Origin of the sequence: Streptomyces thermocarboxydovorans, assembly GCF_039524635.1 — a bacterium.
Classification (GTDB): Bacteria; Actinomycetota; Actinomycetes; order Streptomycetales; family Streptomycetaceae; genus Streptomyces; species Streptomyces thermocarboxydovorans.
The window spans coordinates 21,674-32,013 of the sequence record NZ_BAAAGU010000066.1 but is presented as its reverse complement, the minus strand read 5'-3'; the positions used below and the strand labels follow the sequence as shown (position 1 = coordinate 32,013).

The following is a 10,340-nucleotide window of genomic DNA, read 5'->3' as shown; positions in this document are numbered from 1 at the left end:
CTTGCAGCTGCACGCACCAGACCCCGCTCACCGGTGCTGACAAGGCGCCGGCGATTCCCGCGGGCTGATCCAAACGACAGGCCCTAGTTCGCAACCGCGCTCAGTGCGCGGCCCCCGCCTTGCGCGGCAGCCACAGCCACATCATCACGGCCCCGGCCGCCAGCACCACCGCGCCCGTGCGGAAGGCGAGGGCGTAACCCTCGGTGAGCGCCTCTGGGGCGGTGGAGTCACCGGTGCGGGCCGCCGCGATGGTGGACATGATCGCGAGGCCCAGGGAGCCGCCCATGGTGCGGGAGGTGTTGACCAGCCCGGAGACCAGGCCGGCCTCCTGCGGTGCGGCGCCGGAGGTGGCGAGCGCGGCGAGCGGGGTGCCGGCCAGGCCGCCGCCCAGCATCATCAGGATGCCGGGGAACATGATCGAGGTCAGGAAGGTGCCGTCCGCGGTCATCGTGGACTGCCAGCCGAAGCCGGCCGTGGCGACGAGCGTGCCCAGCACCGCCACGGTGCGCGGGCCGAGCACGGGCATCAGCAGGGGCGCCAGTTTGGAACCCAGCACCACGGCGAGCGAGCTGGGCACCAGGGAGAGTCCGGCCTCCAGCGGGCTGTAGCCGAGCACGTTCTGCGCGTACAGCGTCATCAGGTACCACATGCAGAACATGGCGGCGCCGCTGACGAACATCGCCACGTTCGCCGAGGCCACCGTCCGCAGCCGCAGCAGCCGGAGCGGCATCAGCGGCTCCTTCGCCCACGCCTCGGCGAACAGGAAGCCGGCGACCAGAAGGAGCCCGGCGGTCAGCGGTACGACGGTCGCGGGCGCCGTCCAGCCCTCGGCCTCGGTCTGCGAGATGCCGTAGGCCAGGGTGCCGAGGCCCGCCGTCACCAGCACGGCGCCGGGCAGGTCCAGCCGCCGCCGGTCCCCGGCCCTGCTCTCGGTCAGCCAGCGCGCGGCGGCGGCGAGCACCACCGCGCCGACCGGGACATTGATCAGCAGCACCCAGCGCCAGGACAGCGAGTCCACCAGCACCCCGCCGACGAAGCCGCCGGCCGCGCCGCCGCCCGCGCCGACGGCGGTCCAGGTGGCGATGGCCCGCGCCCGTGCCGCGCCCTCCCGCACGGCGGAGGTCACCAGGGTCAGGGTGGAGGGTGCGAGCACGGCCGCCCCGAGTCCCTGCACGGCCCGCGCCAGCAGCAGCTGCCAGCCCTCCTGGGCCAGCCCGCCCGCCAGCGAGGCCGCGGTGAACAGGCCGAGGCCGACGAGGAACATCCGCTTGCGTCCGTAGAGGTCGCCGGCGCGTCCGCCGAGCAGCATGAAGCCGGCGAAGGCGATCGCGTAGGCGTTGACCACCCACTGCAGGCCCTGGGCGTCCAGCCCGAGGCCGGTGCGGATGGAGGGCAGGGCGACGTTGACGACGGAGATGTCCAGGACGACCAGGAACTGGCCGGCGCAGGCCAGGGTCACCACCAGCCATGCGGGAGGTGCGGGACGTCGGGTGACAGAGGTGGAGGTACCGGAAGCCTGGAGCATGATTGCCATGCTCTCAACCGCCGGACGCGGGTCCGTCAAGAACCGGCCAAGAAATCGTTAGAGCGCCGAAGCAACGGAATAGTTGCCTCAGCAGACAGGTTCCCGCTGACCATGAGACGGACGACGACCGACCCCGCCGCCCCCGCCCCGCGTGAGACCAGCACGGCCGTGGTGCCGCTGCTGGCCTTCGCCGGGATCGTGGTGGCGGTGATGCAGACCCTGCTGGTGCCGGTCATCAAGGATCTGCCGCGCCTGCTGGACGCCTCGGCCGCCGACGCCTCCTGGGTGCTGACCTCGACCCTGGTGTCCGGTGCCGTCGCCACCCCGATCCTGGGCCGGCTCGGCGACCTGTTCGGCAAGCGGCGGATGCTGGTGGCGGGCCTCGCGGTGATGGTGGTGGGGGCGCTGGTCAGCGCGTTCACCAGCGATCTGCTGCTGATGATCGCCGGCCGTACTCTCCAGGGCTTCGCGATGGGCGCCATCCCGCTCGGCATCGGCCTGATGCGGGACCTGCTGCCGCGGGAGCGGCTGGCCTCGGCGATGGGCCTGATGAGCTCCTCCATAGGCGTCGGCGGCGGCCTCGCCCTGCCCGCCGCGGCGCTGGTCGCCCAGCACACCGACTGGCACGTCCTCTACTTCGGCGCCGCGGGCCTCGGCCTGCTCGCGATCACGCTGATCCTCCTCGTCGTGCCGGAGTCGCCGTCGCGCGCCCCGGGCACCTTCGACCTGCCGGGCGCGCTGGGTCTGTCCGCCGGGCTGGTGCTGTTCCTGCTGCCGGTCTCCAAGGGCGGCAACTGGGGCTGGGCCTCGGCCACGACGCTCACGCTCTTCGGCGCCTCGGTGGCGGTGCTGCTGCTGTGGGGGTGGATGGAACTGCGCCTGCCGGCTCCGCTGGTGGACCTGCGCACCACCGCACGCCGGGAGCTGCTGCTCACCAACCTCGCGTCGATCATGGTCGGCGTCTCCTTCTTCGTCGTCTCCCTGGTCCTCCCCCAGCTCCTCCAGCTCCCCGCCGGCACCGGCTACGGGCTCGGCCAGTCGATGGTCGTCGCCGGTCTGTGCGTGGCGCCGCTCGGCCTGACGATGATGTTCACCGCCCCCGTGTACGCCCGCCTCTCGGCCCGCTACGGCCCGCGGGCCACCCTCGTCCTCGGCCTGCTGATCATCGGCCTCGGCTACGGCGGCGGCCTCGGCCTGATGAGCGCCGCCTGGCAGACCCTGGTGACGTCGATCGTCCTGGGCGCCGGCATCGGCCTCGCCTACGCCTCGCTGCCCGCGCTGATCAACGCCGCGGTCCCGGCGTCGGAGACGGGCGCGGCGAACGGCCTGAACACGCTGATGCGCTCCATCGGCACCTCGGTGTCCAGCGCCGTCATCGGCACGGTGCTGGCGGCCACGGCCCACACCACGGGCGGCGTGGAGGTGCCCTCCCTGCACGGCTTCCGCCTCTCCTTCCTGATCGCCACGGCGGCGGTGGCCGCCGGCCTGCTCCTCGCCCTGTTCCTGCCCGGCACGCGTCCGCCCGCCGGCGGGCAGCTGCTGGCGAGCAGTGAGGACGAGCCGGCCGCGGAGCACGCCGCACGGCCGGCGCCGGGCAGGGTCTCCGCCTGACCCCGGTCGCCGGGTGCGGCCCGGCGTACGGCAGCATGACCCCGTGGACACACGGACGATCTCCCAGGCCGGCCTCGCGCCGGCGGCACCCGGCCCCGGTGTACTCGCCGCGTTCGAGGCGGCGAAGGGCTTCATGCCCGTGGACGAAGGGCTCGCCCTCCACGCGGCGGCCCGGGAGGCGGGCGGCCTCGGCCTGCCCCTGCTGGAGGTCGGCACCTACTGCGGCCGCTCCACGATCCTGCTGGCCGACGCGGCGCGGGCGGCCGGTGTCACCGCGCTCACCGTGGACCACCACCGCGGCAGCGAGGAGCAGCAGCCCGGCTGGGACTATCACGACCCGGAGACGGTCGACCCCGAACTGGGCGTGATGGACACCCTGCCCGCCTTCCGCCGCACCCTGCACCGGGCGGGCCTGGAGGACCACGTCGTCGCCCTCGTCGGCCGCTCACGGCAGATCGCGTCCCTGTGGGCCTCCCCGCTGGCCCTGGTCTTCATCGACGGCGGCCACACCGACGAGCACGCCACCGCCGACTACGAGGGCTGGGCACCCCATGTCGCCCCCGGCGGCCTCCTCGCCATCCACGACGTCTTCCCCGACCCCGCCGACGAGTTCACCGGCCAGGCCCCCTACCGCATCTACCTCCGCGCCCTCGCCTCCGGCGCCTTCACCGAGGTCGCGGCACAGAACTCCCTGCGCGTGCTCCGGCGCACGGGTCCCGGCATCTGACGGGGCGCGTGGGCCGGGTCACCTGACCGAGCGAGCGCCCCCCAGGTGCCCCGTTCGCCCCGCCCCCGCATCGGCGTGCGTGCTCGGCGGCAGCCGCTAGGGTGGCTGCGTGTCGTATACGGGTCCCGATTTCGATGCTCCTGAGCCGCGGCGGTCCCGGCGGGGGCCGCTGACTGTGGCGCTGGCCGCGCTGATGCCGGGTGCGCTGCTCGGGTGGGCGGTGTATGCCGTGGTCGGCGGAGGGTCGGGGGACGACGAGCGGAACGGCGGTGCGGCGGGCGAGGCATCGGCCTCGGTGTCGTCGCGGGCGCCGTCGTCGGCGAAGGCGTCGGCCTCGCCGTCGAAGAAGCCTTCCGGGAGTGCGGAGCCGAGTGCATCCGCCACCTCCGGTTCCGCCTCGGCGCCGGCCGCGTCCGGGCCCCTCAAGGGGAAGGTCGTGGTCATCGACCCGGGGCACAATCCGGGCAACTTCCGGCACACCGCCGAGATCAACCGTCAGGTGGACATCGGGACCAACCGCAAGGAGTGCGACACCACCGGGACCTCCACCAACGGCGGTTACACCGAGGCGAAGTTCACACTCGACGTCGCCCGCCGGATGCGCGAGCTGCTGGAGGCGCAGGGCGCGACGGTGAAGCTGACGCAGGACGGCGACCGGCCGTTCGGCCCGTGCATCGACGAGCGGGCCCGGATCGGCAACGAGGCGAAGGCCGATGCCGTGGTGTCCCTGCACGCCGACGGCTCCGGGACCGGCAACCGCGGGTTCCATGTGATCCTGCCCGGCGCCGTGAAGGCCGGCGCGGCCGACACCCGCGCCATCGTCGGACCGTCCCGCGAACTCGGTGAGCGCATCGCCGGGAATTTCGTCCGGGTCACCGGGAGCGCGCCCTCCAACTACGTGGGCGGCGGCACCGGTCTCGTCACGCGTAAGGACCTGGGCGGTCTCAATCTGTCAACGGTTCCCAAGGTGTTCATCGAGTGCGGGAACATGCGCGATAGCAAGGACGCGGCACAGCTGACCAGCGGTGCCTGGCGGCAGAAAGCGGCGCGTGGGATTTCGGATGGAATCGTGAGTTTTCTGCGCGGGTAGCAGTTCGGGGCAATGGTCCCGGCGGACAGCCTGATCGGGCGGACGATAGTGTCGTTCCCACGACGAGGGGCCACCCCCGCGCTTCGCACCCTGGCCCGAGGGCGACAAGGTGACAGCGACGCCTCTACCGACGACGAGACGACAACGAAGGACCTGAAGTGAATATCCGCTCCCTCACTCGAGGCGACGGCGTGGTGATCGGAGCAGCGGTGTTGCTGTTCATCGCGTCGTTCCTCGACATCTACTCGTTCGACGGCGTGGACGACGACGGCATCCCCAGCCTGTGGGGCAGCGGGCCGGTGTTGTTCGGTGTCGTGCTGGCGGGGTTGATCGGCGCCGCTCTCGTCGTCGTGGCCCGGGCCCTGCCCCAGCCGAAGAAGGTCGCGGGCCTCGACCTCGGGCAGTTCGGTATCGCCTTCACGGTCTTCGCCGCCTGGTGCGCGCTGGGCAACATCTTCGACCCGCTGGGTGCGTTCGACAACGACAGCAGCGGCCTGGACGACCGGATCGACCCCGGCATGGGCCTGATCCTCGCCCTCATCGCCACCCTGGTGCTGGCCGCCGCCGCGGTCGCCACCCCGCTGGTCCCGGCGCTCAAGGGCACCCTGCTCCCGGCCGGCGGCCCGTCCGCGCCGCAGCCCTACGGCGCCCAGCCGCCCGGCGGTTACGGCTACCCGGGCGCCCAGCAGCCCTACGCCGGTCAGCCGGGCCAGCCCGGTCCGGCAGGCCAGCAGCCGTTCCCGGGCGGTCAGCCGCAGGGCCAGCCGGCGCAGCCCGCCGGGGACTTCTCGCCGTTCTGGTTCGCCGTGCCGGTGCCCCGGCCGCTGTTCCCGGAGGACGGCTCGCCGACGCCGATCGCCGAACTGGCGCCCGGCACCTGGTACCTGGCGGTGGAGCAGCGCGGTCAGGCGCTGGTCGCCCAGACGCAGGACGGCCGCCGCGGCGTGCTGCAGGACACCTCCGGCATCCAGCGCGGCTGAGTCGCGCCGCTGAGCGTTCCACGGCCCCTCGCCCTTCCGGGCGGGGGGCCGTTGCCGTACCCTCGACGCCGCCCGCGAATGCTGACGTACCGTCAGGAGGCTGGTGGCATGCGGCTCGGACTCGCGCTCGGCTACTGGGGCCGCGGCCCCTCGCCCGACCACCTGCCGCTGGCGCAGGAGGCCGAACGGCTCTTGATGGCCCGCATGGGGTACGAGGAGGAGGCCCGCCGGGTGCAGGAACTGTTCCTGTCCGGGCGCACGGAGGAGGCGGTGCGGGCGGTGCCGGACGCCTTCGCCGACGGGATCTCCCTGGTGGGGCCGCGGGAACGCATCGCCGAGCGGCTTCAGTTGTGGCGCAAGGGCCTGGTGACGGACCTGCTGGCGCTGGCACCGGATCCGGCGAGTCTGCGGGTGCTGGCGGAGCTCAACTCCTGAGCCCCGCACAAGGACGCGCGGCCGCCGCGGGTTTCACCCGGCGATTCGCGGCCAGACGGAAAGCATGTCTCCCCGATATCGCACTGGTTCCACCTCTGCGGGGACGGTCGTCGCGGTGATCGCGGACATCATGGCCGTCATCCTCGGACTGTGGATTCTGATGTACCTGCTGGACGCCAACCGCGGCAACGAACTGGTGCAGTTCGTCCATGACGCGGCCAACTGGCTGGCCGGCTGGTCCCGTGACCTGTTCACCTTCGACGAGGCCTGGGCCAGGGTGGTCGCCGGCTACGGCCTCGCGGCGGCCGTCTACCTGTTCATCGGCCACGCGATCGCGAACCGCCTGCGCCGGCACTGAGCCGCGCAGGCGGTGAGCCCCGACGGCGGGCGCTGCGCCGGGCCCGTCTGTCCGTCCGTCAGTCCTCGGCGCAGCAGTCCGCGTCCAGGCCCCACGGCAGGCGTTCCCCGCCGAAGACCTGGCAGGTGGCCTCGTGGCCGCCCAGCGCGGCGACCGCGAGCAGCACCGAGCCGGCGGTCCAGGTGGTGAGTTCCTCCGGCCAGACGGCGTCGTCCTCGAAGACGTACCCCGTCCAGTACAGGCCGCTCGCCGCGTCCCGCAGGTGCTGGATGGAGCGGAGGATCTCCAGCGCGCGGTCGGACTCGCCCATCGCCCACAGGGCCAGGGCGAGTTCGGCCGACTCGCCGCCGGTCACCCACGGGTTGGGCACCACGCAGCGCACCCCGAGGCCGGGCACCACGAAGCGGTCCCAGCCCTCCTCGATGCGCGCCTTGGCCTCCGCGCCGGTGAGCGCGCCGCCCAGCACCGGGTAGTACCAGTCCATCGAGTAGCGGTCCTTGTCCAGGAACCGCTCCGGGTGACGCCGTATCGCGTGCCGCAGCGCGCCCGCGGCCAGCTCCCAGTCGGGCTGCGGCTCCTCGCGCTGCTCGGCGATGGCGAGGGCGCAGCGCAGCGCGTGGTGGATCGAGGACGAGCCGGTGAGCAGCGCGTCGGTGGTGGCGGTGCCGTCGTCGTCGCGCCGCCAGCCGATCTGCCCGCCGGGCTGCTGGAGCCGCAGCACGAACTCGACCGCCGCGTACACCACGGGCCACATGCGGTCGAGGAAGGTGTCGTCGCCGGTGGAGAGGTAGTGGTGCCACACGCCTACGGCGACATAGGCGACGAAGTTGGTCTCCCGGCCCCGGTCGGTGATGTCGCAGGGGTCGCCGTCGGCGTAGGCGGCGTACCAGGAGCCGTCGGGCTGCTGGTGCCGGGCCAGCCAGAGGTAGGCCCGCTCGGCGGCCTCGTGCTCGCCCGCCGCGTCCAGCGCCATGGCGGCCTCGACGTGGTCCCACGGGTCGAGGTGGTGGCCCCGGAACCAGGGGATGGCGCCGTCCGCGCGCTGCAGCCGGAGGATGCCGCGCACGGTCGCGGCGGCCTGCCCGGCGGTCAGCACCCCGGGCAGCACCAGGTGTTCGGTCCGGGGCGTGGTCACGCGGCGTCCACCGGGGGAAGGTGCGGCTTGGTCGCGTATGCCACGAAGCTCTTGCCGATGAGCGGGTTGAGCGCCTGCTCGGCGATCCGGGTGGCCAGCGGCTTCTTCACGATGTCCCAGACCAGCAGCTTGTGGTACGCCCGCACGGGCAGCGCCTTGTCGTTGTCCACGCCGAAGGCGCACTTGAGCCACCAGTACGGGGAGTGCAGCGCGTGCGCGTGGTGCGTGCCGTACGGCCTGAGGCCGGCCTCGCGGATCTTGGCGAGCAGTTCGTCCGCCTTGTAGATGCGGATGTGGCCGCCCTCGACCTCGTGGTAGGCGTCGGACAGCGCCCAGCAGACCTTCTCGGGGCCGTAGCGGGGCACGGTGATGGCGATGCGGCCGCCCGGCTTGAGGACGCGGACCATCTCGGCGAGGACGCCCTTGTCGTCCGGGATGTGCTCCATCACCTCGGAGATGATCACGACGTCGAAGGACTCGTCGGGGAAGGGCAGCGTGAGTGCGTCGCCCTCCATGGCGGTGGCGCTGGCGCCCGCGGGGGCCTCGCCGGCCTCCTTCATCGCCGCGAACCACTTGGCGACCTCGCGGATCTCGTCCCCGTTCCGGTCGAGCGCCACGACGCGTGCGCCGCGCCGGTAGCACTCGAAGGCGTGCCGGCCGGCTCCACAGCCGAGGTCCAGGACACGGTCGCCGGGGGCGAGCGGGAACCGGGAGAAGTCGACGGTCAGCACGTGGCCCTGCTTTCGGGGTGAGAGGTTGCGGACTCTTCCGTGGGGGTGGCGTCGGGGGCGGCGGAGCCGGCCGCGGGCGTGCCGATCGGGGCGGCGGAGCCGGCTGCCGGCACGTGCGCCGCACCGGGCGCGGCGAGCGGGGCGGCGGGGCGGGCGGCCCTTCCGGAGGGCGCAGTACGGCTGAGGCGCGCGGGGCGTCCGGGCGGCGCGGCGTCGATGGCCTCGCGGTAGCGGGCCACGGTGCCTTCCGCTGCCCGCGCCCAGGTGAAGTGGCGCAGCACCCGCTCGCGGCCGGCCGCGCCCAGCCTCCGGCGCAGTTCCTCGTCCGCCAGCAGCCGGTTGAGTCCGGCGGCCAGCGCTCCGGCGTCGCCGGGCGGCACGGCCAGGCAGGTCTCGCCGTCGCGTCCGGCGACCTCGGGGATGGCGCCGCCGGTGGTGGCGAGCAGCGGGGTGCCGGTGGCCATGGCCTCGGCGGCGGGCAGCGAGAAGCCCTCGTAGAGGGAGGGGACGCAGGCGACCTGCGCCGAGCGCACCAGGTCCACCAGTTCGGCGTCGGAGATGCCCTTGACGAACTCGACGGCGCCCTCGAGCCCGTACCGCTCGATGGCCTGTGCGACGGGGCCCTCGGCGGGCCGCTTGCCGACGACGACGAGATGGGCGTCGGGCTGCTCGGTGCGCACCTTGGCCAGCGCCTCGACGAGGAACACCAGCCCCTTGAGCGGGACGTCGGCGCTGGAGGTGGTGACGATCCGGCCGGGTATGACGGGCACGGACGGGTCCGGCGAGAACAGGTCGGTGTCGGCGCCGATGTGCACGACGTGGATGCGCTCGGGCCGCACGCCGAGGTGGTCGACGATCTCCCGGCGGGAGGTGCCGGAGACGGTGAGCACGGACGGCAGCCGCCGCGCGACCCGCTTCTGCATGCGGGTGAAGGCGTACCAGCGGCGCACCGAGCAGCGCCGCTGCCAGGTCTCGGCGGCGTCCAGCTCCAGCTGCCGGTCGACGGTGATGGGATGGTGGATCGTGGTGACCAGCGGCGCGCCGAGGTCGCCGAGGAGGCCGTAGCCGAGGGTCTGGTTGTCGTGGACGACGTCGAAGTCGCCGCGTCGGGCCCGCAGATGGCGGCGGGCGCGCAGCGAGAAGGTGAGCGGCTCGGGGAAGCCGCCGGTCCACATGGTGCCGACCTCGAGGGCGTCGATCCAGTCGCGGTACTCGTCCCGCTTCGGGGTGCGGAAAGGATCCGGCTGGCGGTAGAGGTCCAGGCTCGGCAGCTCGGTCAGGCTCAGCCCGTCGTAGCCCTCGTCGAGGACCGGGTAGGGCTGGGCGCCGATGACCTCCACGCGGTGCCCGAGGCGGGCGAGTTCGCGGGAGAGATGGCGTACGTAGACGCCCTGCCCGCCGCAGAACGGGTTTCCTTTGTAGGTGAGGAGTGCGATGCGCAGCGGTCGCAAGCCGTCGGCGGCAGGGCCCACGAAGGGCCCGGCCTGACTGGCCTCAGCGGTCACCCTGGGCCCCCTTCTCCCTGCACTGTCCCGCGAGACTACGACGGGACGCTAACCTAGAACAAGTTTCAGAGTTGATCGTTCAGAGAACTCGAATCTACCGGCAGGTAGGGGTGCTGTGAGCAGTGGATCAGGTGATTCACGCCACGGCGGACGGCGTGCCATGCTGTCCGATCACTCACCCTCACCGAGGGTCACGAAGCGGGCCCGCGCCCGCGGGGACCGGCCAGGGCAAGACGGGCACAG

10 protein-coding genes are annotated in these 10,340 nt (G+C 73.0%); 6 read left to right on the top strand and 4 right to left on the bottom strand.

Annotation, left to right across the window (positions count from 1 at the left end):
* Positions 1-100 precede the first annotated feature (100 nt).
* Entirely contained in the window at positions 101-1,534 is a 1,434-nt protein-coding gene (locus tag ABD198_RS25930) for an MFS transporter (protein WP_425580552.1), read from the bottom strand.
* A 102-nt stretch (positions 1,535-1,636) separates the two neighbouring features.
* Between ABD198_RS25930 and ABD198_RS25925 the strand changes: the two genes are divergently transcribed.
* The 6 genes from ABD198_RS25925 to ABD198_RS25900 all read left to right on the top strand — a co-directional run bounded on the left by ABD198_RS25925 (position 1,637) and on the right by ABD198_RS25900 (position 6,726).
* Positions 1,637-3,136 carry an MFS transporter gene (locus ABD198_RS25925; protein ID WP_344006261.1) on the top strand — a complete coding sequence of 500 codons (1,500 nt, stop codon included), beginning with the start codon at positions 1,637-1,639 and terminating at the stop codon, positions 3,134-3,136.
* Between the two features lie 133 nt (positions 3,137-3,269).
* Positions 3,270-3,863 carry a class I SAM-dependent methyltransferase gene (locus tag ABD198_RS25920; protein WP_344006269.1) on the top strand — a complete coding sequence of 198 codons (594 nt, stop codon included), beginning with the start codon at positions 3,270-3,272 and terminating at the stop codon, positions 3,861-3,863.
* Positions 3,864-3,972: 109 nt separating this feature from the next.
* Positions 3,973-4,953, top strand: a complete 981-nt coding sequence (locus ABD198_RS25915; RefSeq protein WP_344006259.1) for an N-acetylmuramoyl-L-alanine amidase — start codon at positions 3,973-3,975, stop codon at positions 4,951-4,953.
* A 158-nt stretch (positions 4,954-5,111) separates the two neighbouring features.
* Positions 5,112-5,933 carry a DUF5336 domain-containing protein gene (locus ABD198_RS25910; protein ID WP_344006257.1) on the top strand — a complete coding sequence of 274 codons (822 nt, stop codon included), beginning with the start codon at positions 5,112-5,114 and terminating at the stop codon, positions 5,931-5,933.
* A gap of 78 nt (positions 5,934-6,011) precedes the next feature.
* The gene (locus ABD198_RS25905) at positions 6,012-6,368 is read left to right on the top strand and encodes an LLM class flavin-dependent oxidoreductase (RefSeq protein ID WP_425580551.1); all 357 of its coding nucleotides are present in this window, start codon (positions 6,012-6,014) and stop codon (positions 6,366-6,368) included.
* A 64-nt stretch (positions 6,369-6,432) separates the two neighbouring features.
* A complete protein-coding gene (locus tag ABD198_RS25900; RefSeq protein WP_344006255.1) occupies positions 6,433-6,726 on the top strand; it encodes a hypothetical protein in 294 nt (97 codons plus the stop codon).
* Positions 6,727-6,784: 58 nt separating this feature from the next.
* Here ABD198_RS25900 and ABD198_RS25895 read toward each other — a convergent pair whose 3' ends face one another.
* From ABD198_RS25895 to ABD198_RS25885, 3 genes are read right to left on the bottom strand one after another with little or no spacing between them, the layout of a single operon-like run.
* Positions 6,785-7,861 carry a prenyltransferase/squalene oxidase repeat-containing protein gene (locus ABD198_RS25895; RefSeq protein ID WP_344006253.1) on the bottom strand — a complete coding sequence of 359 codons (1,077 nt, stop codon included), beginning with the start codon at positions 7,859-7,861 and terminating at the stop codon, positions 6,785-6,787.
* A complete protein-coding gene (locus tag ABD198_RS25890; RefSeq protein ID WP_344006251.1) occupies positions 7,858-8,592 on the bottom strand; it encodes a class I SAM-dependent methyltransferase in 735 nt (244 codons plus the stop codon). The genes ABD198_RS25895 and ABD198_RS25890 overlap by 4 nt, the downstream gene beginning before the upstream one ends.
* Complete coding sequence (locus ABD198_RS25885) at positions 8,586-10,097, bottom strand: glycosyltransferase family 4 protein (RefSeq protein WP_344006249.1); 1,512 nt, start codon at positions 10,095-10,097, stop codon at positions 8,586-8,588. Before ABD198_RS25885 ends, ABD198_RS25890 begins: the two co-directional genes overlap by 7 nt.
* Between the last annotated feature and the right edge of the window lie 243 nt (positions 10,098-10,340).

What these genes read in the sequence shown, in the direction of transcription:
- ABD198_RS25905 (WP_425580551.1), top strand. Translation starts at nt 6,012, where the DNA reads ATGCTGACGTACCGTCAGGAGGCTGGTGGCATGCGGCTCGGACTCGCG.
- ABD198_RS25920 (WP_344006269.1), top strand. Translation starts at nt 3,270, where the DNA reads ATGCCCGTGGACGAAGGGCTCGCCCTCCACGCGGCGGCCCGGGAGGCG.
- ABD198_RS25925 (WP_344006261.1), top strand. Translation starts at nt 1,637, where the DNA reads ATGAGACGGACGACGACCGACCCCGCCGCCCCCGCCCCGCGTGAGACC.
- ABD198_RS25900 (WP_344006255.1), top strand. Translation starts at nt 6,433, where the DNA reads ATGTCTCCCCGATATCGCACTGGTTCCACCTCTGCGGGGACGGTCGTC.
- ABD198_RS25930 (WP_425580552.1), bottom strand. Translation starts at nt 1,534, where the DNA reads ATGGCAATCATGCTCCAGGCTTCCGGTACCTCCACCTCTGTCACCCGA.